At 41.0% G+C, this 24,299-nt stretch carries 17 protein-coding genes and 1 tRNA gene; 12 read left to right on the top strand and 6 right to left on the bottom strand.

Annotated elements, in window-relative coordinates; translation table 11 throughout:
- Positions 1–4,070, bottom strand: a 4,070-nt coding sequence (locus H5201_RS19665; protein ID WP_182785236.1) for a retention module-containing protein, incomplete at its 3' end; no start/stop codon positions are given.
- 231 nt (positions 4,071–4,301) lie between these two features.
- Between H5201_RS19665 and H5201_RS19660 the strand changes: the two genes are divergently transcribed.
- Genes H5201_RS19660 through H5201_RS19645 form a run of 4 tightly spaced genes read left to right on the top strand, consistent with a single transcriptional unit; the run spans position 4,302 to position 10,524 of the window.
- Positions 4,302–6,302 carry a TolC family outer membrane protein gene (locus H5201_RS19660; protein ID WP_182740705.1) on the top strand — a complete coding sequence of 667 codons (2,001 nt, stop codon included), beginning with the start codon at positions 4,302–4,304 and terminating at the stop codon, positions 6,300–6,302.
- Positions 6,303–6,343: 41 nt separating this feature from the next.
- Positions 6,344–8,482, top strand: a complete 2,139-nt coding sequence (locus H5201_RS19655) for a type I secretion system permease/ATPase (RefSeq protein ID WP_182785235.1) — start codon at positions 6,344–6,346, stop codon at positions 8,480–8,482.
- Complete coding sequence (locus tag H5201_RS19650; RefSeq protein WP_182719449.1) at positions 8,479–9,900, top strand: HlyD family type I secretion periplasmic adaptor subunit; 1,422 nt, start codon at positions 8,479–8,481, stop codon at positions 9,898–9,900. Before H5201_RS19655 ends, H5201_RS19650 begins: the two co-directional genes overlap by 4 nt.
- A gap of 36 nt (positions 9,901–9,936) precedes the next feature.
- Complete coding sequence (locus H5201_RS19645; protein WP_182719450.1) at positions 9,937–10,524, top strand: response regulator transcription factor; 588 nt, start codon at positions 9,937–9,939, stop codon at positions 10,522–10,524.
- 148 nt (positions 10,525–10,672) lie between these two features.
- Here H5201_RS19645 and H5201_RS19640 read toward each other — a convergent pair whose 3' ends face one another.
- The 3 genes from H5201_RS19640 to H5201_RS19630 form a co-directional block, all read right to left on the bottom strand.
- Positions 10,673–12,658: a LapD/MoxY N-terminal periplasmic domain-containing protein gene (locus H5201_RS19640; RefSeq protein ID WP_220497191.1), complete on the bottom strand. Its 1,986-nt coding sequence runs from the start codon at positions 12,656–12,658 to the stop codon at positions 10,673–10,675.
- Positions 12,658–13,371: a transglutaminase-like cysteine peptidase gene (locus H5201_RS19635; RefSeq protein ID WP_310736626.1), complete on the bottom strand. Its 714-nt coding sequence runs from the start codon at positions 13,369–13,371 to the stop codon at positions 12,658–12,660. The genes H5201_RS19640 and H5201_RS19635 overlap by 1 nt, the downstream gene beginning before the upstream one ends.
- 176 nt (positions 13,372–13,547) lie before the next feature.
- Positions 13,548–14,006 (bottom strand): LPP20 family lipoprotein, encoded by a 459-nt coding sequence (locus tag H5201_RS19630; protein WP_145239567.1) that lies wholly within the window; start codon positions 14,004–14,006, stop codon positions 13,548–13,550.
- A gap of 162 nt (positions 14,007–14,168) precedes the next feature.
- Here H5201_RS19630 and H5201_RS19625 point away from each other — a divergent pair, with 162 nt between their 5' ends.
- Entirely contained in the window at positions 14,169–15,362 is a 1,194-nt protein-coding gene (locus H5201_RS19625) for a flagellar assembly protein FlgT (RefSeq protein WP_182719453.1), read from the top strand.
- On the opposite strand, the gene H5201_RS19620 is transcribed toward H5201_RS19625, so the two are convergent.
- Positions 15,346–16,248, bottom strand: coding sequence for a LysR substrate-binding domain-containing protein (locus tag H5201_RS19620; RefSeq protein WP_182719454.1), 903 nt, complete (start codon positions 16,246–16,248; stop codon positions 15,346–15,348). The two genes, H5201_RS19625 and H5201_RS19620, sit on opposite strands and share 17 nt — an antisense overlap.
- A 114-nt stretch (positions 16,249–16,362) precedes the next feature.
- Between H5201_RS19620 and H5201_RS19615 the strand changes: the two genes are divergently transcribed.
- The 7 genes from H5201_RS19615 to H5201_RS19585 all read left to right on the top strand — a co-directional run bounded on the left by H5201_RS19615 (position 16,363) and on the right by H5201_RS19585 (position 24,096).
- Positions 16,363–17,091, top strand: a complete 729-nt coding sequence (locus tag H5201_RS19615) for a glutathione peroxidase (RefSeq protein WP_145239576.1) — start codon at positions 16,363–16,365, stop codon at positions 17,089–17,091.
- Positions 17,092–17,231: 140 nt separating this feature from the next.
- Positions 17,232–18,680 carry a dihydrolipoyl dehydrogenase gene (locus H5201_RS19610; protein ID WP_182719455.1) on the top strand — a complete coding sequence of 483 codons (1,449 nt, stop codon included), beginning with the start codon at positions 17,232–17,234 and terminating at the stop codon, positions 18,678–18,680.
- A gap of 87 nt (positions 18,681–18,767) precedes the next feature.
- Positions 18,768–19,385 (top strand): DUF4303 domain-containing protein, encoded by a 618-nt coding sequence (locus H5201_RS19605; RefSeq protein WP_182785233.1) that lies wholly within the window; start codon positions 18,768–18,770, stop codon positions 19,383–19,385.
- Between the two features lie 135 nt (positions 19,386–19,520).
- Positions 19,521–20,522, top strand: a complete 1,002-nt coding sequence (locus H5201_RS19600) for a hypothetical protein (protein ID WP_182785232.1) — start codon at positions 19,521–19,523, stop codon at positions 20,520–20,522.
- 663 nt (positions 20,523–21,185) lie between these two features.
- A complete protein-coding gene (locus H5201_RS19595) occupies positions 21,186–22,514 on the top strand; it encodes an ATP-binding protein (protein WP_182719458.1) in 1,329 nt (442 codons plus the stop codon).
- A gap of 548 nt (positions 22,515–23,062) precedes the next feature.
- Positions 23,063–23,497: a Panacea domain-containing protein gene (locus tag H5201_RS19590; RefSeq protein WP_182759160.1), complete on the top strand. Its 435-nt coding sequence runs from the start codon at positions 23,063–23,065 to the stop codon at positions 23,495–23,497.
- 236 nt (positions 23,498–23,733) lie between these two features.
- Entirely contained in the window at positions 23,734–24,096 is a 363-nt protein-coding gene (locus H5201_RS19585; RefSeq protein ID WP_182759159.1) for a hypothetical protein, read from the top strand.
- A gap of 86 nt (positions 24,097–24,182) precedes the next feature.
- On the opposite strand, the gene H5201_RS19580 is transcribed toward H5201_RS19585, so the two are convergent.
- Positions 24,183–24,257, bottom strand: a tRNA-Gly gene (locus H5201_RS19580).
- Positions 24,258–24,299 lie beyond the last annotated feature (42 nt).

The following is a 24,299-nucleotide window of genomic DNA, read 5'->3' as shown; positions in this document are numbered from 1 at the left end:
GTTAAGGTTTGTATATCGCCATTGGCATCGGTGACCGTAATGCTCACCAGCCCGCCAATTTCATCACTGCTACCGGTGATGGTTGGGGTGCTGTCGTTCGTCGCAGCCAACGGATCAATATCAAAAGTAGGCGCTTGAGTGTCAATTACTCCGCCGTTTTCAGTATCAGACGCGGTATTACCTGCCGCATCAGTGACACTGCCATCCACTTGGAATGTGCCCTCTGCAAGTGGGGTCGGTACATCCACCGACCACGTACCATCTGCCAGTACCGTCGCGGTTAAGGTTTGCACAGCGCCAGTGGCATCAGTGACAATCACGCTGACGAGACCGCCAATTTCATCACTGCTACCAGTGATGGTAGGCGTGCTGTCGCTCGTTGCAGCAAGCGGATCAATATCAAAAGTAGGCGCTTGGGTGTCAATTACTCCACCGTTTTCAGTGTCGCTGGCGGTATTACCTGCCACATCGGTCACGCTGCCATCCACTTGGAATGCGCCCTCTGCAAGCGGCGTCGGTATATCCACCGACCACGTACCATCTGCAAGCACTGTCGCGATTAAGGTTTGTACTGCCCCCGTCGCATCAGTGACAATCACACTGACGATGCCACCGATTTCATCACTGCTACCGGTGATGGTTGGCGTGGTATCGTTCGTTGCAGCAAGTGGAACAATATCAAAAGTCGGTGCAAGTGTGTCAATGATCCCCGTTGCCTGAGCATCACTTGTTAAGCCATTTACAGTGATACTTGCATTAACCGTAAATTCACCTTCGGCAAGCGTATCTTGTGCATCTACACTCCACACACCTGCTATGACGGTTGTGTTCAGAGTTTGGCTATTATTATTACTATCAGTAATTACCACGGTGATAAGTGTACCGTCAGGGGCATCAGACGTACCACTAATGGTTGGTGTTACATCATTGCCATCAGCAACCGTATCGATACTAATACTTGGTGCGTTACCATTTAAAATAAAGGTATCAGAGGCCGTTGCTTGATTACCTGCAGTATCCGTTATGCTCGCATCGACATTAATGGCGCCGTTTTGTAATGCAATAGGTACTTCTACTGACCAACTGCCATCGGTATTTACTATCGCGGTTAAGTTTTGTGAATTTACACCATCGGTAACAACTAAGCTCACAACACTGCCCGCTGGTTCATCAGTTTGACCACTAATGATCGGCGTACTATCGCTAACTGTATCTAAATTATCAATCGTTAATATGGGAGCGGTAGTGTCAATTATACCCGTTGCATTATCAGACACGATATTGCCTAAGCTGTCTGTTAATGTGGCATTAACGCTAAATCCACCCTCAACTAATGCAATTGTTGGTGTAACACTCCAATCACCATTATTGTCTACTTGTGTCGTTAATAATTGCGTTTGACCATCAAAACCAGTTATCAACACACTGACAGTATCACCTGCAACAGCATTAAGACTAGTTCCTGAAATGCTTGGAGTCGTGTCGTTTGTTTCTCCAATCACATCAATTGTCACTGATAGTAAACTCGAATCAATAAGACCGGTTTGAGTATCTGAAGCTTGATTGCCAGCATTATCTGTCACTGATGCAGTAACGCTATAGCTCCCTTGCGCGAGTGCGCTGTCAACTTCGATAGCAAAACCTCCATCGGCAAGCACGCTGGTCATTAATGTTTGTTGCAAACCATTTGCATCGGTTACAACAATAGTAACCATAGTACCAACTGCCACACCGCTGACTTGACCCGAAATAACCGGCGTATCATCAGCCGTATTTGCCAATGGCTCTAAATTAATAGTCGGTGCAGTAAGATCAATTAGGCCTTGCGCAACATCAGTTGCTTGATTACCCGCGGTATCTGTTACTGACGCAGTAATAGAAAACTCACCTTCGGAAATTGCTTGGTTAGTGCCAACTTGCCAACTACCATCAGCATTCACTGTAGTGGTTACAGTTTGCACTGTGCCTGCACTATCAACCAAAATCACAGTAACTAAAGTACCTGCTTCAACACCCGAGACTACACCTGAGATAATCGGAGTCACATCATTAGAATCAGCAAATGAGTCAATACTGATGGTCGGAGCAGTCAAATCAATTAGCCCTGTTTCGGTATCTTGGGCTGTGTTTCCTGCTGTATCTTGCGTTGTGGCTGTCACCGTATATGGCCCTTCGGCTAAAGCACTGGCCACTGCTATGCTCCAAACTCCACTGGCATTTATTTGTGTGATAACCGTTTGTTGCTGACCGTTACTATCTACAATGGTGACTGTTACTTGGCTTCCGGCAGCCAACCCTTGGGTAATACCTGAAATCGTCGGTTGTTGATCATTACTATCTACTAATGGATCGATATTGATCAGTGGGGCAGTTAAATCTATAGTACCCACTGCCGACGCTGAGCTGCTATTACCAGCTGGATCCGAAACGGTGGCTTGTACTGTATAATCGCCCTCCACCAATGCATTAATAACGTCAACTTGCCAATTGCCATTGCCGTCGGTTGTAGCCGTCAGCGTTTGCTGTTGCCCATCACTGCCTGTAACTAACAGAGTCACTGTTGTACCTGGCGGCACATCTAATACTGAGCCTGATATTAATGGTGTTGTGTCATTGCTATCGTTCAATTGATCAATCGAGATGACTGGACTGGTTAAATCTACTACACCAGCTGCACTATCTTCGGCTTGATTACCAGCGCTATCAGCGACGCTGGCTGTCACTGTAAATTGACCTTCAGCCAGTGCATCAACAACCTCTACAGACCAACTGCCATCAGCTGTAACCGAAGCAGTTAAAGCTTGCGCAACGCCGTCACTAGCTACAACGGTTATTGATACAAGCGTACCCGTAGCTACACCATTTACCGACCCCGTCAATGTAGGAGTCACGTCATTGGTATCAGCAATTGCATCAATCACAATTACTGGCGCGGTTAGATTTATAATGGCTGTAGTTTGTGCATTACCTTGGTTACCAGCTTCATCAACCGCATTTGCTTGAACACCATAAGGACCTTCAGCCAAAGCTGCGGTGGTAACACTCCAATTACCTTGCTCATCAATTTGCGTCACAAACGTTTGCACTTGCCCACTGCTATCAGTCACCGTAAGCGTTACATCATCACCGGCCACCAGCCCGACTACGGAGCCTGTAATTACTACCACTGGCGATGTCGAATCAGCAAGTGTATCAATACTCACAAGCGGTGCTGTGGTATCAATATCGGCAGCAATGTTATCTGAAATTGGATTGCCATCTGGGCCTGTTGCTGTAACTTCAACAACAATTGGGCCATCTGGTAATGGTTCTAATTCCGGTGAGGTGAAGGTGCCGTCAGGTTGCACAACAACATCAATCGTTTGTACATTACCCAAAGCATCGGTGATTGTAATTAATACTGTTTGACCCACTAAATTAGTCGATGCACCTGAAATAATCGGTTGCGGGTTATTAATTAAGCCAATGTCATTTAACTCTAAACTACCAATTAACGCGGTTTCGGGCACCACCCCATCGGTCGTATCACGAAGAGAAAAAATGCCATCATTGTTAGCTGTAAAACTATCATCAAAAGATAAACTACTTGGATCAATACCCTCAGCGATACGTGCAAGTTCCACAAAGGAAGTACCTCCACCAGAACCTGTTGCAGCATTACCACCAGCGGCAGTTGCTTCTAATGTATCCAGTAAATCACCACCACTTTCAAGGGCACTCAAAAAATCACTGACATCTTCACTTAAAGGAGAGGAGGATGCCTCATCTGCAGTATTCGGTTGGTTTAAGCTAGCAATGGCATCATCAATACTATCATCAAAAATTGTTGTTTCTGAGCTATCGCGGGTCGTTTCGGCAACAAGGTCGGGGGTGATTCTTACCCGTTGATTGGCAGGAATAGACAGAGACATACCTTTGATATCGATCATAACCGAGGAGTTCTCAGCAGTGATAATAACATCACCAACCGTCAGCGCGTCCCCCAACGATAATGCCCGAATTGAACCATCTTCTAAAACAATCCCAGCTGAGCCTTGAATGTCTATGATCAGTAATTGATTTGCGTCCATTTTGCTGCCTTTAATCAAGAGTTATACCTTTGTATTACTCAAATTTAGGACATCACAGCCAAAAGGATACTGGACTAAAGTACAGGTTTTGAATTTTTAAAATTGTATTAAAAGATTAAAAAACTGGTAGAAATTAATTTTTGTGCTTTATCAAAGTTCTATTTGCACAAATTGATTTCGTTGTCTAAAACTAAATTTAATTGCCCATAAATTTGGATCTAAGAGGACGAAATGGCTAAGAAAACTAACTTTACCGGTACTAGATTTACAACTCTAATTGGTTTGGTTTTAGCTGCAAATGGATTTACCCCCAATCTTTATGCAGAACAAACTTCGATCATGCCTTTAACTTATGTAGCCGACAAAGCGATTGCGAGCAACCCAGAAGTTCAGCAAGCTTGGCATGCTTTTAAAGCATCTGTTTATGGCATTGACGCAGCACAATCTGGGTATTTACCGACCCTAGACGCATCAATCAGTGCCGGCTATGAAAAGCGCAACTACGGCGTAGAAGATGAATACAATCGAAATACGGCAGAGTTAACATTACGACAAATGCTCTATGATGGTTTCCAAACATCTAATACAGTTAAACGCTTTGAGCGAATTCAGCTCATTCGCTATTTTGAAATGCTCTCCCAAGCAGAGCAAACCGCCCTGCAAGCAAGCGTTGCCTACCTTGATGTACAGAAGTTCACCACGTTAGTTGAGCTGGCACAAAAAAATCTTCAAGAGCATGAATCGGTTTATCAGCAAATTGAGCAAAGTGTTGGTGCTGGAGTTGCAAGAGCTGCCGATCTTGAACAGATCAGCGGCCGCCTATCACTTGCACAATCAAATGTAATGACTGAATACGCAAATCTCCATGATGTTAGCGCACGCTACTTACGCATAGTCGGCGAACTTCCTCAGCAAGGCACCGTGGCTGCAAAATTAAATGAAGACAGCATCCCCATTTCGATTAATCAAGCTCTTGATATTGCCTATAAAAACAGCCCAAATTTTTATGCATCGCTCTACAATATTGAAGCGCAGCAAGCAAATGCCCAATCGCAGAAATCCGCCTTTCATCCAAAGGTTGATTTATCCGCCCGATATGGCTCCCAAGATCGCGATGAACTTGGTTTTAATCAAACCCGTACCGAAGCCCGGGTTGGGATTGATGTACGTTACAATCTCTATAACGGGGGCCTCGATAGCGCTAATTTAGAACAAGCTTATCAAGAAGTTAATATTGCAAAATACCAGCGAGATCAATCCTGTATCGAAATTCGTCAAAATCTGCAAGTTGCTTATAACAATGTCAAAGTACTTGAAAGTAAATTACCAGCCCTTGACCAGCATCGCCGCTCATCAGACAAAGTAAAAGTTGCCTATAAAGATCAATTTGATATTGGTCAACGCACGTTATTAGATGTGTTGGATGCAGAAAACGAGTCATTCCAGTCAAACCGTTCCTATACAGCAGCACTTTATGAACGTCAAAGTGCCATATTAGCGATGCTAGCAGAAATGGGAAAACTACTTCCGACACTTAATGTAAGCTCAGACAAATTCCCGAAAATCACTGAATTAACAGATGATACTATTGCCCATAATGCCGAGTTTATCTGCCCTAAATACGATGTTGCAGCAACAATCAATCGGCAAGCATTTTTGCAAAAAAAAGCCCAACAAGATAACGCCTATATGAGCATGACTGCGATGCCCAGTTATCTCAATGCACCGACCTTAAATAGCAGTACATTTAGTGATGATGATAATGACGGTGTTGCCAACGAACAAGATGATTGCCCTTCGACCCCAACCTTGACTGAGGTAGATGAAAAAGGCTGCACTAAATACAACAGTAATACTAGTAACGTCGAGATCGGTATTCCGTTCGTGGCTGATTCAAGTGTTGTGCGCCCTGAGTATTTGCAAGAAATCGCACGCCTCGCTGATTTTTTAAAATCACACCCATCTAAAAATGTTGAAATACAAGGGCATGCTTCACTCGAAGGGCCTGCTCTTTACAATAAAAAACTATCAGAAAAACGAGCATTCTCCGTGGCTGAAATTTTAATTCAGCAATACGGTGTTGCCCCTAAACGGGTTAAGTCACTCGGTTATGGAGTAGATAAACCAAGAATTAATGAGATCTCTGTTCGAGCTAACGCCGCTAACCGCCGTATTGAAGCTGTGATCACAGACACAGAAACTGGCAATAGCTTTGTTGCGGCAAGTTATTAATCTGAACTAGTTAAACAATATAAAGTGATATTGGAAGCTATATGGAAATAGATGATGAAATCGGTCATGGTGGTATTTTAGTCGACTGCTTAGCAATTTTATGCCACTACCATGATCGTGAATTTTCCCGCGAAACCTTGCTAAATGGACTTCCTCTTGAGCAAGGTAATCTTACTCCTTCTGGTTTTTCAAGGGCTGCAAAACGCATTGGTTTTAAAACTAAAGTTGTAAATAAACAACTTATTAAAATCAATACGGCATTATTACCCGCTATTTTACTACTAGAAAATAATCAAGCCTGTGTGATCACTGCACTGGATCTGCAATTACACACCGTAGAAGTTATTTACCCTGAACTCAGCGATTCGGCAGTAACCTTACAAATTACAGATCTGAGCAAAAATGCCACTGATATTGTTATTTATACACGTCCTGAATTCACCTTTGATGCCCGCTCGCCAGTGCTGCAAAAACTATCTAAAGACGGCTGGTTTTGGGGCGTGATAAAAGAATGTCGATCCTTGTATAAAGACGTGATTATTTCAGCCATTGCACTAGGCGTACTTTCAATTGCGATGCCATTATTTGTTATGAACGTGTATGATCGAGTGGTACCAAATCAAGCTGTTGAAACACTATGGGTATTAGCCATTGGCGTATTAATCGCGCTGACCGCCGACTTCATTTTAAGGTTAGTACGCAGCTATTTTGTCGAACTCGCAGCAAGTCGTATCGACGTAAAAGTCTCCGCAGTTATTATGGAGCGAGTACTGGGTATGCAGTTAAAAAACCGCCCTACATCAGCGGGCTCATTTGCCAGCAATATCCAGTCATTTGAAGCTGTGCGAGGATTTTTCAGCTCAATCACGCTTATCGCTTTGGTTGATTTACCCTTTGTACTTTTATACCTCACCGTGATTGCTATCATTGGCGTACAGCTTAGTATCCCGATCATTGTCGGAGCACTGTTGCTACTATGCTATGCCTTAGCCGCCCACCGTAAATTAGAAGCGCTATCAGAGCAAACAATGAAAGCCAGTTCAATGCGTAATGCTATTTTAGTAGAGAGTCTCACCAATATCGAGGACGTTAAAAGCTTTCATAGTGAATGTAAAACCCAGGCTGCATGGGAAAAATCAACCATTTATATTGCTCGGGTTAATGCACAGAGCCGGCTGATCTCCGGTTCAATTGCTAACTCAGCCACTTGGCTACAACAATGTGTTGGCGTGATAATTATGATTATTGGGGTGCACTTAGTTATTGCTGGTGATTTAACCCAAGGAGGCTTGATCGCCGCCTATTTATTATCTTCACGCACTATGGGGCCAATCGGTCAATCTGCCGCTGTGTTAGCACAATTTCACCATGCCGCTATTGCCATGCATTCACTCAATGAAATAATGGAAAAAGAAATTGAGCGTCCTGCAGGAAAGCATTGGTTAAGTCACCCCGTTTTACGTGGTGATATAGAGTTTCATGATGTGCACTTTAAATATGCTGATGACAGTAACGAAGCATTATCAGGTGTATCATTTAAAATCAAAGCCGGTGAAAAAGTGGCTATCCTAGGACGTAATGGCTCAGGAAAAAGCACCCTAGAGAAGTTAATCCTAGGGCTGCATGAGCCAAATTCAGGATCAATTTTAATTGATAACACCGATATTCACCAAATAGATCCCGCAGAATTACGCCATAACATTGGTTATGTTCCACAAACTATCTCACTATTTTTTGGCACCCTCAAAGACAACATCACCTTAAGTGCATGGCACGCCAAAGATGAACAAATTATTAGTGCTTGCGAGCGTAGCCAATTATTCGATCTTATAAACTCTCATCCTGATGGCTTTGACCTACAAGTTGGCGAACAAGGTCGCTTACTTTCTGGTGGACAACGCCAAGCTGTGGGAATGGCTCGAGCATTGATCAATGATCCACCCATACTCATTCTCGATGAACCAACCTCAGCACTGGATCATAATAGCGAAGCCAAAATCATCGCCAATTTAAAACAACACAGCCAAGATAAAACCTTACTTGTTGTTACTCACAGAACCTCATTACTTGAGTTAGTCGATCGTATTATCGTAATTGATAATGGCAAAATTATCGCTGATGGTCCCAAAGCACAAGTGATCGCCTCTTTGAATAACCCGGCTGTGGAGCGTACTTCATGAATAAAAGCAAACTCACGTTAGAGCAACGTTCATTTGAATCAGTCGGACGTGCCATTGAGGCCAGTAAAGGGCAAAAGCCATCAATATTTAATAACTTATTTAAAGGCTGGTTATCCCCACCTAATAGCCAAGATTGGGTGGTCGATGCACAATGGGAAAAAATGCAACAGCAACCAGCCAGTGCCAAGTTACTGCTATATTTAATTTGTTTAAGTATGGTGTTGCTGGTTGTTTGGTCTGCATTTGCAAACCTAGATGAAGTTGCTCGTGGTGAAGGCCGAGTGATCCCATCAAATAAATTGCAACTGATCCAATCCTACGATGGCGGCATGGTAGAGCAAATTAATGTCCGCGAAGGGCAAATCGTCAATGCTGGCGATGTATTAATAAAAATAGACCCTACCAGATATATTTCGAACTTTAGAGAAAACCAGTCAAAAGTGTTGTCACTCAGTGCCAAAGTAGCGCGTCTTGAAGCTCAGACTAAAAAACAACCGTTAATTTTTGAGACTAAACTCACTGCTGATGCGCCGGGAGTCGTGATGCACGAACAAGCACTTTACACCAGTAATAACCAAGAGCTTGAACAACAAGTCGCAATTCATAAACGCCAATTAGAACAACGCCGTCAAGATCATATCGAAGCACAAGCAGCCCTGCAACAGCATAGCAATGCCTTACGATTAATAAACCGCGAACTACAAGTAACCCGCCCATTACTACGCTCAGGCGCAGTATCTGATATCGATATTATTCGTTTAGAACGCCAAGCTGTTGATTTAAATGGTGAGATAAACCGCACTAAGGCTGTTATTAATCGTAGCCTTTCTGCTATTAATGAAGCGAAGAATAAAGTAAACGAAGTCGAATTATCTATGATAAACCGTTGGAATAATGAGCTTTCTGAAGCACGGCTGCGCCTAGATGCAATTAAAGAAACCGAATCTGGTTTAGCAGATAAAGTCACCCAAACTGAAATTCGCTCTCCGGTTAATGGCACTGTGCAACGCCTGATGGTCAATACCGTCGGTGGCATTTTACAACCTGGTAGTGATGTACTTGAAATAATACCGCTGGATGACCAACTGATTGTAGAGGCCAAAATCCCTCCGAAAGACATTGCTTTTTTACGTCCGGGACAAGCTGCAATGATCAAATTTAGTGCTTACGATTTTGCGATATACGGCGGACTAAGCGCCGAAGTTATACAAATTAGTGCCGACACGATTACTGATGAGCGAGACAACACGTTTTATTTAGTACAGCTGAAAACGGACAAAAGCCACTTTGCCGAAAACCTAACAATTATTCCAGGAATGACAACTCAGGTAGATATTATTACTGGTAAAAAAACCGTGTTGGAGTACTTGCTTAAACCGGTATTACGAGCAACCTCATTAGCAATGACTGAGCGTTAATTAATATTATTCTTACATTTTTAATATGGAACTATAATGCGCCAAAGTGTCTTTATCACCGAAGCTAAGTTTATTTCACCTCACTGGCAAGCAGCCTACCCTGAATGTGAAATACGACAGCAACAACCACACAATATTACAGCAGATACTATTTTATGGATCTTAGCTGGCAGTCCTGATTGGCTTAGCGTAGTACAAAGGTACAGTAAAAATCGCATTCCAGTGATTGTGATGAGCAAAGAGTTAAACATGGCAGAACTCTGCGCTGCGCTGCAAGTGGGAGCTCGCGGTTATGTTGAAGCATTTGCCAGTAAGGTAATTATAGAGCAAGTGGCAGAAACCGTTATCAGTGGCGGCATCTGGTTACCGGGTCAGTTGCTATCAAATTTAGTCGGCGTGCTCTCAAAGCAGTCAATCAGTTATCAGCATGCTTGTGATCTAACACTATTAACCAAACGCGAACACCAAGTGGTCGATATTGTTGTCACAGGTGCCAGTAATAAAATGGTTGCAAAGCAATTAAACATTACCGAACGTACCGTTAAAGAACATATGAGCTCGATTTTTAACAAGCTCAAAGTTCGTGACCGTATGCAATTGATGCTCGCAGTAAAAGGAAGTTAAAAAATTGAGAATTCAATTTCTAATACTTGTGCATCTTCCGTAATGTTATAAATCAACCGCATTTTTCTACATTAAGAACCAGAGTACAAACGCAATACTATGTCCGTAGATTAGAGTCTACCTTGGGCAGAATACACAACCCTATATTTTATTCTTCCGCGCTTGCTTTTACTTCATCATCAACTGGTTGCGATACTATGCCATCGAATCCTAGCCCTTGTAATGTCACCTGATCTTCGGGGTTATTAACGCCCTCAGCAATGACTTTTATACCAATTGAATGAGCTAGTGCGCACACTCCTCTTAAAAAAGTCTGATTATCTTGGCTGTAACTAATATTGTGTCCGTAAATACTATCAATTTTAATCATTTCAAGACCTAACTCATGAATTTTATCTATTTTAGTGAAAGCTGGCCCGACCCGTTTCAGTGCCACTTTTGCTCCCATACTTTTCACTTGCATACAAAAATCTTTAAAAATAGTCAATTCAGCAACAGCTAAACTTTCACGTATATCAAAACAAATATGCGCTGCTAATTTTGGAAACGCCAATAAATAAGTCAATATCGCAGCAAGCGCGGCATCATCTAATAATGTTTCTTGTGATAATTCCACCGATATAAGTTTTAAATCCTCTCGCGCTTCAAATGTTTGTACCAGATATTTGATCAAGCCCCAGTCTAATCGAGCAAGTAACTTCAATCGTTTTGCCCATTGCCAATAATAACCACTGCGATAAAGTTCACCATTGAGCAATAAACTCAAGCTCACTTGGTTTTGTAATAACTTACCCGAAAAAGATTTAACCGGATAAAGCAACACATCTAAATCATTATTATCTAACGCGCGCTCAATCGCCTCACGCCAACTAGCAGCGTCAGAAAATAATTCATTGCGCTGCTTATTATTATTAATTTGAACCTGTATTGTCGGCTCTGCCACGGCGGCTTTTAATAAATTATCGACCCGTTTTAATAATGTAAAACGGCTATCTTCACGATCTATATAACTACAACTGTGTGGGATAGTTAAACCAATATGACTGTATTCTGCCAGTAATACTGCATGTTGCTTAAGTACCTTCGAACTCAGACTTTCGATATCATCAGTGTCATTTACCAATACCGCAAAATCGCTATGAGACATACGGGCAATATGACTTGCTGAAAAACGATCTTCATTGGCTTCTAAAAAAGCGACCAATGTTTGTGTAAAGCGACGTAAAAAAGCCACCATCTCAACACGATTGATTTGCTCACTGATCAGGTCAAGATTGACAATACGAAATAAAAATAACGCGCCATGAGCATGTTCTTTTGATTGCTCCAATTGTGCTTCTAAAGTGGCACAAAAATACTCTCGATTCGCCAAGCCAGTTAATTCATCGTGCTGGCTTTTAAAACGAAACTCCTCTAAGCGTTTATTATCTTCTTTAATAATACGACTAAAGCGCGTTGACAGAAGATTCATCGAACTAACTAACCGAGCAAATTCATACGTTTTTGGTACTTTAGATTTAATAAAACGTTTATCACCTAGCGCATTTGCTTGCTGCACAACATCATCTAACGGGCGTAAAATTCGACTTAAAAAATGAGCACTCGCTATACATGCGGTAATCGCCACCATAAAAAAACTCCAGAATAATCGAATCGCGCTCTCCCATAGCGCTTGCTCTGTGTATTGACTATGGCTTTCTACATATAAAGTACCAAACTGCTGCCAGCCATCGCTCACTTGCGCAACGCCTGGCATCACATGTAATTGATAAAGATGATGAAACCAAAGTGGCGCCGATGTATCAAATTCACCACTAAATACTCGTTTTACGATCGGTTCACCTTGCGGGTCCTGCAATTCAATACGTTGGTAGTGCCCTGTATCAAAAGTAGCAGAAATAAGTAGCTCTAATTCAACATGATCTTTATGCAGCTGACTGAGCATTAAAGCCAAGCCATTAGCATTATCAATATTTTTTAAATACAACTGAGAAGAAAAATACTGTTTAGCCGAATACGTACTAATGAGTACACTACTGACGAAACCAATAATTATGACCACTAAAATAGCCAACCACAGTTCTTGGCGTAAAGTGATCTTACTTTCACGTTTAAATAAGGACATAAATGACATCACCAGATAATTCCTTCTTGTTGTGTTTGTTCAATAATTCGTCGCCAGCGAGATAACCTAGCAGTTGGATTGGCAACACTTTGGGTTGAGTTGTTCGCCCACAAGCCTTGGCTGTTAAAACTAAAAACGGGGCTTAGATCGGTGCGTTTAGCGGCAGGCAGTACTTTTGTTATTAAACTATCTAATATCAGCGGTTGTGCATTAGGAGTAACAAAATACCCCAACACCATATGCGCCTGAGTTTGTTTTGAGTTAGGACCGCCGATCTGTGCTTTAACGTAGATCAAACGTAACTTATCATCTTCAATGCCTAGTACTCGCAGACTAATATATTTAGCAATCGCATAATCTTCGCAGTCACCAAGGCCTTTGCCTAATGTTTCAAGTGGCGTTGCCCAGTAATCATTTTGCTGCCATAGCTCAATATCAGTACGATAGCGTAAGTTGCGAGCAAAAAAATTATTTACGATTAAGATTTTTTGTTGCTCAGTTTGATTCTGTGACTGAACCAACATCGTTTGCCAATTACGTGCTACCGCTACGCGCGTTGGTCCAAATTGCAGGTTCATTTTTTCTAAAAAGACATTAAATTGGATGGGGAGACGATCGGCAAAAACCACACTGGTAACTAATATAAACAATAGCGCAAAATGCAGTAACGGGCAGTTACTAAACTTTCGCAAAAGCACGCAGCCAAAGTGTAAAACGCTCACTGACGCGACCATAAGTATATTAATAAAAACCGAGTTATTTTTTTACGTGCCACAAGCTTTATTCAATAAAAAACATTAAATAAAGCATAGCACTGAAGTATTCACTGTGAGATATTTTAGCGTGTATTTTGTTAGTTACTAACATAACTAACAACGAATTTATTAGATCAAGCGTTTTAGTAATAAGTTACTTTTTTAACTTCGCGTGGTTTAATTTCACCTATGTATAAGTCATGCACCCGCTTCATATCAAGTTGTAACTCTGTGGCATAGGTATCACCTACGGCATAGGTTTTAATTACTTGTGCGCCTTTAATAATCCCTTGTACTTGCCCTTGCAAGTGATCGTTTTGTGCAATACTGCCTTGCACTGTGGTGCCTGCGGTAATTTTTTGCCCATATACTTGCTCTGCAAGCTCACGATACGCTTCTAGTTTTGATGCTTTAATCGCCATTAATGAGCGTTGTGATTGGTTATCACCCGGTTGCGCACTGATCGGCGCATAACCCACGGCTTTTAGAATTGGGTAGTTATCTGGCTCAATATACTTATATTCCACATGTTTATCAAAAATACTGCTACAGCCAGCTAGACCTAAGCTTGCTAATATACAAATTGAAATCACAATACGCATGGCTTCTCTCACGCTTTAAAAGAGTCATTAATAACTAAATCAATGCACGATCAATGCCATAATTAACTGCTATGACGGTTTTAAAGCAACCTTGCAAAACAATTGGTACAGTCCTTGCTCTGTCACTGTTAGTAGCAAATGTATATTCATGGGGTTAGGGTAATGAAGCGAATTTTATCAATGGTAGTAATCGCCAGCAGTTGGCTAAGTATTAGTCTATTCTCCTCCCATACAGTTGCCCAATGGTATGAATCAACCGGCCATGCAAGCATTAGAAATAATGATATCAGTGCGGCAAAATCGGCGGCAATAAAAGATGCTATCACCCAAGCTTTAGTGTTCTCAGGGGCACGCGTCAGCTCAATGCAGACCTTAGTAGATGGGGTGTTAACCCAAGATCAGCTAAAAATAAACAGCCATGGCGAAATTCAAAAGATAGAGATGATCAGCGAAGATCGTAAAGCCGATCAATTTGCAATTACTTTGCGCTTGGATATCTTCCCTCAACAAGAACACTGCCCTGCGAACCAATTTACTAAATTTGTTGCGATCACCCAAACACAATTAAATAATCGCGAACAAGCGAAGATGGGTCAAATATTTGACATTAATAAAGCCACCAGCGAAGCACTCTACAAAACGTTAAATCAATCGGCTATGAATGCTAAACCAACGGCTTATTTTAATTTTCCGATCCGCGTTGGCGAATTTTTTAATCAACAATACGATTACAGTAATGCCCTATTAGAAGAAATATCGAGCCGCAGTAATTCTCAGTATGTATTGTTAAGTCAAATTGTTGATATCTCAAATGGCGATAAACTCAATAACAGTTATGCTTTTTGGCAGGACGAAACCTACCAACGTTCATATAAAATAGATTTTGCCTTGTTTGATGGCACCACTTACGAGCGAATGTGGCAAAAAAGTTATCGCAGTCAAGCTATCTGGCCATTTGAAAAAACTGCAATTATTGACGTGTTTAGTGATAAATTTTGGAGTTCAGATTACGGCCAAAATATAGCCGACATAAACCAAACCGTTAGTTACGACTTACAAGCCGCAATGGCTTGCCTTGAAACCCAAGGTAAAATATTACATATAGAAAACAATAAGCTAATTATTAATTTAGGCAAAGCCCATGGTATTGAAAAAGGCCAACGCTTAAATATTGCACATCATAACTATTTAACCGATGCAGCGGGAAATAAAATGCCACACCTGATCACCACGCTCAATCAAATACAAGTTGAGCAGGTATATCAACAAAGTGCGGTTGCCGTCAGTATTGACCAACAACCACTGCCTAATATTCAAATAAATGATGTAGTAGAACTGACTAATTTAGAGCCTTAGTTAATTGTTGGTGTAAGCTTGGGTGCTCAATAAGCCAATTAGCAAGTAATTCAATGCCCGCTAAATGCGGGTAATGTTTACGACAGGTCAACACTACACTTCGCTGTTGAGTTGGGAAGATTGGCAAGTAGCTAATACCTGCGCGCTCTGTGCACGCAAGCTTAGGCACGAAGGTTACCCCATCATCCATAGCCACCAATGCTAATAAGGTTTCTAAGCTATTACCTCGGTACTCATTGGACACATCAACCCCAGCGGCAAAACAAAATTGCTGGGCTTGATCTTTAAAACAATGACCATCGCTGAGCATCAATAAACTGCACTCTTGTAGCTCATCTAACACTATTTTACTGCGTTTTGCTAAACTATTTTGCGCTGACATAGCGACCAAAAAGTCTTCTTTATACAATTTAACTGTATGATAAAGTTTAAGTTCAGGCACATCTGCTAATATAGCGATATCTAACTCACCGTTATCCAGTGCGCTTAATATAGTCGCGGTTTGCATCTCAACAAAAGCAAATTGGCTATCAGCAAACGCTTCTTTCATCGAGGTGAGTAAGGTAGGTAATAAATACGGTGCAATCGTTGGAATAATGCCTATTCTTACTTTACCTTGTAGTGGCGACGATGACGTTGCTGCTAGCTCTTTTAATATTTGGGTTTGCTCTAAGATCACTTTGATCTGTGTCAACAAACGTTCACCTTGAGCCGTTAAAGTAACCTGCTTAGTAGAGCGGTCAAATAAAGTAACACCCAGCTCTTGTTCAAGTTTTTTAACCTGTCCACTGAGAGTGGGTTGACTGACAAAACATGCATCGGCGGCTTTACGAAAATGCTTAAAGTGCGCAATCGCTTTTACGTATTCAAGATCTTTTAAATTCACTGCAAACTCATAATTAATCGGTAATACCTATCATACTAATATAAACAAACGATTGGAGCTATTATAACTTTCACGACATAATGGCTATCAACAAATCAAGAGGAACTAAAAAACATGTTAAAGAATATTGAAGGTCAAACAATTCCACAGGTTACATTTGCAACACGTCAAAATGACGAATGGAAATCAGTAACTACCGATGACATTTTTAAAGGTAAAACAGTGGTTGTGTTTTCACTACCCGGTGCATTTACACCAACCTGTTCATCAACTCACTTACCACGCTACAACGAATTAGCTGGTGTACTTAAACAAAACGGCGTTGACGACATTGTGTGTTTATCAGTAAACGATACCTTTGTAATGAATGCATGGGCTGAGCATCAAGAAGCACAAAACATTACCTTATTACCAGACGGTAACGGCGAATTCACTGACGGCATGGGCATGTTAGTTGATAAAAACGATTTAGGTTTTGGCAAACGCAGCTGGAGATACTCTATGCTGGTTAAAGATGGCGTAATTGAAAAAATGTTCATCGAACCAGATTTACCTGGCGACCCGTTTGAAGTATCAGATGCAGACACTATGCTCGATTACATCAACCCTAAACAAGTTAAACCAGAGCCGGTGAGCATTTTCACTAAACCTGGCTGCCCTTTCTGTAAAAAAGCGAAAGCATTATTAACAGAGAAAGGCCTAGTATACGAAGAGATCACTATGGGTGCTGGCGCATCACTGACTAGCCTAAAAGCTATTTCAGGCCGTGAGACCGTACCACAAGTATTTATCGGCGGTAAGCACATTGGTGGCTCTGACGATTTAGAAAAATACTTTGCTTAATTAAGTAAATACCTTAAGCAAATAATAAGGGGCAGCAATGCCCCTATCCATACCCTTTTTAAATACCCATTTTAAATACCTATTTTATTAACTAATTTAAAAACCAGTTTTTTAATAAAATTGGTATTGAGGACATCACCATGAAAGAACTAAACACCGACGTTGTTGTAATAGGTGCTGGCACCGCAGGTTTAAGCGCTTACCGCAATGCAAAACAACACACGTCTAACGTATTAATGATTGAAGCAGGCCCATACGGTACTACCTGTGCGCGAGTTGGCTGTATGCCAAGTAAATTACTTATTGCCGCCGCAGAAGCCGCCCATGCAATTGAAGCCGCGCCAGCCTTTGGTGTGCACAGCTCAAAACCAACCATAAACGGTGTTGAAGTAATGGCGCGCGTGCGCAATGAGCGCGACCGCTTCGTAGGTTTTGTAGTAGAAGCCGTGGATGAGCTACCCACTGATGATAAAATAGTAGGCTACGCAAAATTTTTAGATGCCAATCGCGTACAGATTGACGACCATACAATTATTACCGCTAAGCGCTTTGTAATTGCTACCGGCTCTCGACCTGCTTACCCTAGCGTATTTAATAACTTTGGCGACAGACTAATCATTAACGATGACGTTTTCGATTGGCAAGACTTGCCAGAGTCAGTTGCTGTATTTGGCCCTGGTGTTATTGGCCTCGAAATTGGCCAAGCGTTGCATCGCTTAGGTGTTAAGGTAAAACTATTTGGTGTGGGTGGCGCGATTGGCCCAATTACCGACCCAGTTATAAAAGACTACGCAAATACTGTATTTGCTGAAGAGTTTTTTGTCGATACCGATTCAAACGTATCCGATATGAAACAAGTAGGCGATAAAGCGCAGCTTACCTATGTCGACAAAAACGGGCAAAAACAAACCGAGCAATTTGATTACGTACTTGCCGCGACGGGCCGCGTACCAAACACCGACAAACTCGGTCTTGAAAACACTGGCATTGAGCTTGATGAACGTGGCGTACCAATCGCTGATAAACACACAATGCAATGTGGCGACTCCAATATATTTATCGCCGGAGATGCCAGTAACATGATCCCACTACTGCATGAAGCGAGCGACCAAGGCTCCATCGCAGGGCAAAACGCGGGGCGTTTCCCTGATGTACGTATTGGCCTGCGCCGAGCGCCAATTGCAGCCGTTTTCAGCGACCCACAAATTGCTATGGTCGGTGAAACGTACAAGCAAATAACGGCTCGTTATGGTGAGTGTGGTTGTTTTGAAATTGGCGAGGTCAGCTTTGAAAACCAAGGCCGCAGCCGCGTAATGTTGAAAAACAAAGGTCATATGCGTTTATACGCAGAGCAAGGCACAGGCTTATTTTTAGGTGCTGAGTTTATTGGCCCACAAGCTGAGCATATCGCCCACCTACTGGCATGGGCTGTACAAAACAAAATGACTGTACCACAAATGCTCGACATGCCATTTTATCACCCAGTGATAGAAGAAGGCCTACGTACCGCACTGCGTGATTTAAACGCTAAGCTGAAATTTGGCCCAGATATCATTAACCAATGTATGGAATGTGGCCCAGGGGCATAAATAATAAAAAGCCAGTTAATTTAATTAATTGGCTTTATTACGTATGATAAACTGCCAAATTATTAATTTTTTACAAGGAATGATTACATGGGAACTGACTTTTCTACTTTTGAAGAAGCGTTATATTTAGATAGTAAAAAAGCATTCAAGCAAATTTTAGCTGACTTGGGTGATGATATTTATGTAATCGGTTTTTATCACTCTGGTAGCTGTTCATTTTTACCTATGTTCAATACTCATACTGATTTTCAAAGCACATTTGAAGACGAATATGACTGCGAAGAAGATGACCGTTTACTCGCTAAATGGAACGTCAGTGACTTTCCATCATTAGAAGATTACTCAGAATATTTTGAACACAGTAGTGAAATTCTACAAACACTCGACAATGACGATAGCTATGAAATAGTCAGTGATGAAGAAATCCAAAAATATTGGCAAGCATGGTTATCAACCTTAGAGCGCGTGTTAATTCGCTTAGATAACGAAGGTGTATTTTCAGAAGGTGTAGAGCGAAACTCAATCACGCTTGCCATACTCGCTTACGATGAAACTGAAGATGAGCAATTTTCACGCATTAAACGCATGAATCCGCCCGCTGTTTTAGCAACTATTGAAACCGATTTTGAAACAATGATTGCCAGCCGTAACGAAGCAGAGCAATTAGCGATGGCAGAATTTGAGCGTATGTTACAAGAGCATTAGTTTTTAATAAATAGCTCTATATTGGCGCATAGTAAGTAATTGAGTAAAGACGAATTCAGCTATGGCTGCATTTCAATAAAATACATTAAAGCGAGCCTTTTTATAGGCTCGCCAAGTAGCTAAAAGGAATTTTATATGTGGTTTGAAAAACTGACAGGCTTTAGTGAAGAATCCCCGTTACAAGTGCATAAAAATTTATCAGTTAACGGTAATATTTTAAAATCTCATATTAATGCAAAGGAATATTATTGCGGCTTGTTAGAAACACCATCATTAGCCAAATTAAGAAGTCGCGTTAATTATAATAAAGCGCTAGATACAAAGAACTCTATTCGTGAAATCGTTGCTAATGTTCAAGACCTTCATACTGATAAGAACAATGTCGGTGCATTATTCCAGGTTGCCTCCCAATTCAACCTCTTAGAAATGGTTTCTCCTGATGTTACACCTGAGCACGGTGTCGATGGCTATGAGTATGATCGTACTCAAGGACCTGCTTGCGCTATAGCTGCAGGTGCCGGAACTATTTATCGAAACTATTTTGCAAACGTAAATGGTGAAATTGGTCAAACGGCTAATAATCAGATCGATTGCCTGAGTGACATTGGTGCCGCATTAGGAAATAAAAATAACCGTCTTTGGCAAATGAAAAATGGTTATGCTTTGGCATCTGAAGAAGGTTTAATAGAAATAAATGAAAAAATTAACTCTGCGACTAAATCTGAACTCGACAAATTAAAAGCTTTGTTACGCATTGGCATCCAATGGGATACAGAGGTGACACTAAATGATCTAAAGCAAACAGTCAGCCAAGTTTATTGTTCAGCGCTTCCTGTCGCATATTCACAAATACCTCCAACGTTATGGGCTAATTTTGCCAAACTGATATTAGAGGCTTGTTACGAAGCAACAATATGCTCTGCTATTTTGAACTATCAAAAAACTGGAAACAATAAAGTATACCTAACACTTATTGGTGGTGGCGTATTTGGTAATGATAGACAATGGATTTTACAAGCCATTGAGCGCGCCTTGAAACTATACGAGTACGCAGACCTTGATATATTTATTGTAAGTTACGGCTCTTGTGATCCTTATGTTCAAAAATTCATAGATAATTTTTCAAAAAATAAATGATAACGACAGTAAAAGCTAGCGTCATTAATAACGAAACCTTACCAACATAAGCTTTAAGAGCGTTGATAAGGCGCTAGCCTTTTCATTGTTAAGCCAATGGCTTTTTATTTCATTAAGGCTTGCTTAGTAACAACTTTATCACCATGACTTGGCGGCGTTGAGGTAACAATAAAACCAGCTCGTCCGCAGCGTAGTTGCATAACTAATGCACTAACCCCGCTGGCACATGTAGGCCTTGTTGCGGGTTTTATATCGCTAACAAAGTCGCCTGCCCATTAAGTACAAAAAAGAACTGCTCTGCAAACTCATGCTTATGCGACTGCTCCCCGTCGGCACTCGCTCTTGGATCACATTCAATGCACTACTCTTCACTAAATGCCAACCATCACAATTATCACCCTTATGCCCCCAGTTATAATGTTCAGCGTTATCGACTGAAATAGGCATTGCCATATCTTCGCTATCCCTTAAAAGCTACTGCACAACAAAGTAAAACATCACCGTTTAAAATAGTAGTCAATTTAATTTATACAAGGAAACCACACTTATTCGCGCATGAAAGTGTGAAAAAACACATTTATTAGCGCGTAAAAGTGTAAAAACTTGCATTTATTCGCGCAATAAAGTGTAATTAATCATCTAGTGAGTAATACGAGACCTGCCATGCAACGATTAATTTTAGAAAAGTTATTAGATTGGAAATCTAAGCCAGCACGAAAACCCTTATTAATTGATGGCGCTCGCCAAACAGGTAAAACTTATTTATTACAAACTCTATTAGGCAGTACCTTTGCAAACGTGATTCGAATCGATTTTTTAGAGTCCCCGCAAATGAGTGAAGCATTCGCAGATTCGTTATCCCCCGAAAACGTACTATCTAATATAGAGCTACTTACAGGAAAAACGTTTGACCCTAATACAGATCTACTGATCCTTGATGAAATAGGCGAATGCCCTAAAGCAGTCACGTCCCTCAAATACTTTGCTGAACAAGCGCCGCATATGCATATTGCCGCCAGTGGTTCTAATATCGGATTATTAAACTCCTTTCCTGTAGGTAAAGTGGAGCAACATAATCTGCGCCCTCTCACATTTCGTGAGTTTCTGATCGCCTCGAAAGAAACCGCTCTAATTAAGGCATTTGCAGCACAAACAAACTCAAGTGCAGCACATAGTAAATTATTCTCAAAACTCACTGATTATTACTTTACGGGTGGTATGCCAGAGGCTGTAAGTACATGGTTCGATTTATCTGATCACAGTATCATTGACCGCGTTCAAGCTGTAACAGACATTCATAAAAATTTAGTACTGGGCTATCAACGAGACTTCGGCAAATACTCAGGAAAAGTAGATGCAGGTTTAATCGAGGCTGTATTTAATAATGTTCCAGCACAGCTATCATCAGTGATGGATGAATCGGTTAATCGCTTTAAATTTAAAGGGATGCACGATAAAAAATCTCGCTATAGTGATTTTGAAAGCGCTATTTCTTGGTTAAATAAGTGCCGCTTGATACTCAAAAACCACCCTATTGACGGCACACCTAAAAGCCCATTAGCAGCATATAAAAAAGACAATATCGTTAAATTATTTCTTTTTGATGTGGGCTTATTAAATCATATGCTAAACATTGGGTATAAAGAAATAAAACAACAAGGCTATGAATACAAAGGCTTTGTGGCCGAAAACTTTGTACAACAAGAGCTCGCTGCGCAAGGTATTGACCCAACATATTCATGGGGAGATGCAAGAGCGGAGATCGAATTTGTGGTCTCTGATGACGAAGGCAACATACTGCCTATCGAAGTAAAAAGTGGTAAACGCACCAAAGCAAAATCACTACAATCGTACATAAATAAATGCCAGCCCATCAAAACAATTAAACTCACAGGCACGCAAGGCTCATCACCACTGGAAAAGGAGTATATTGTCCTCCCGCTCTACTACAGTGAATATGCAGTAAGCAAACACCTGAGGCTGATGAATTGATAAAAGATAGACCTATCAGATTGCACACCAATTTAAACATTGTTGAGGAAACGGGCGAGTGCTTACAAAGCTATTACCATGGTGAACTGATACTCAAAGTAAAAGGCTTATGGTTCGCTGGTAAAGCCGTTCATATAAGGTATTCGCACAAGGCACTATTCATGGAAGGTAAAAAAGCATAACCTAAAGCTATAACGTATTAGTTAAAGCTCTTCATTACCCAATAAGAGCTAAAGCTATCACTTTTAAACAAAATTGCAGTTAAATTCTACATTTCAAATAGCTAAAGCTCTACACTAAGCTTTAGCTCATATCAAACACCATTACAAAGCCAAAAATTACCTTTAACTTACCATTTGCCTAAATGGCAAAAAGGCTCTTACTTGGAGTTCTGTAAATAACTGTACTAAGGGATAAAATTCAACTTAAAACGCTCAAACCTGAGTACTCGTTTACAAATCATTATATGCGCCCATTCCCTCATAAACACAATCATATACAAATTAGCCTCTATCAACTAAAATGTCTGAAAAATGGAGAAGTAAAAAATGGCAAATGAATTTGATGTAGTAAAATACATATTAAAAGAGTTAGGTGAAATTTCTGCAATGAAATTGCAAAAACTAGTTTACTATAGTCAAGCGTGGTCGCTGGTTTGGGATGAGGAAGAGCTCTTTTCAGAAGACTTTGAAGCATGGGCTAATGGTCCAGTACTCCGAACAGTTTACGAACAGCATAGAGGTATGTTTAAAGTTAAAAGTGATACTTTTTCTAAAGGTGATCCCAAAAACTTAACTGAAGATCAAATTGACACTATTGACTCTGTCCTTAAGTTTTATGGTGATAAAAGTGCTCAATGGTTAAGTAATTTGACACATAAAGAATCTCCTTGGAAGGATGCTCGTGCTGGACTAAATGCAATGGACTCATCAAATGAGGCTATATCTAAAGGCTCTATGGAAGAATATTACTCTGCGCTTTAACTATTATGATAAAGAAACTAGAGAGGGAAGCTCGGAAAGACGCTCGGAAAAAAAAACGTCAAGAAAAGTCAGTAAAATTCAGAGCTGACTTTATCGAAAATAACCCAGAACAAATCCCTAAAATACAATTTCTGCCCGATTTGGATAAGTACCCTAAACTAGATGCAAATATCTCAGAATTAGAAACTCCGAAACAACCAATTATAAACCAATCTGGCTCTAGGTTTGGTCTAAAAATGACATGGTGCGCGAGAGCCGCTGATAAATATGATCAATGGTCATGGGGTGAAGATAGGGGGTGGGCCAGTGATGAATGGAATAACGAAATAGCTAAATGCTTAGACTCTCTTGAAGGCCATGATTGGAAAGAAATCCAAGCTATGACATCAGATACAATGCACTTAATGCATCACGACCATGATATCAGTGATTTATGTGATGAAGCCGTAGAGCGTTGGATAGAGCGAGACTTAGAACAATTTGATACATTGTTTAGGTTTCGACTTGGTAATAAGAAAAGAGCTTGGGGGATAGAGCTCCAAGGCCATTTCTATATGATTTGGTATGAGCGTAATCATCAAATTTACTCCGTAGATTAAATAGAATCACAGCCAGCAGCAAGCGACATCTGTGCTTGACAGAAAAACATTAAAAACAAAATAAAACTGTAACTCCTTGATTTAATTGGTAACCCCTGCAGGAAACGAACCTGAAACTGCCCCTTGGGAGGGGGCAGTAATATCCATTTAACTAAGAGGCCAAATTCGAGCTTCAGGATGATAGCTTCGAGCTGATAGCTTCG

The organism is Pseudoalteromonas sp. SG43-6 (assembly GCF_014164365.1).
GTDB lineage: Bacteria > Pseudomonadota > Gammaproteobacteria > Enterobacterales > Alteromonadaceae > Pseudoalteromonas > Pseudoalteromonas rhizosphaerae.
The sequence above is the reverse complement of the archived record's forward strand: the minus strand, read 5'-3'. Positions and strand labels throughout refer to the sequence as shown.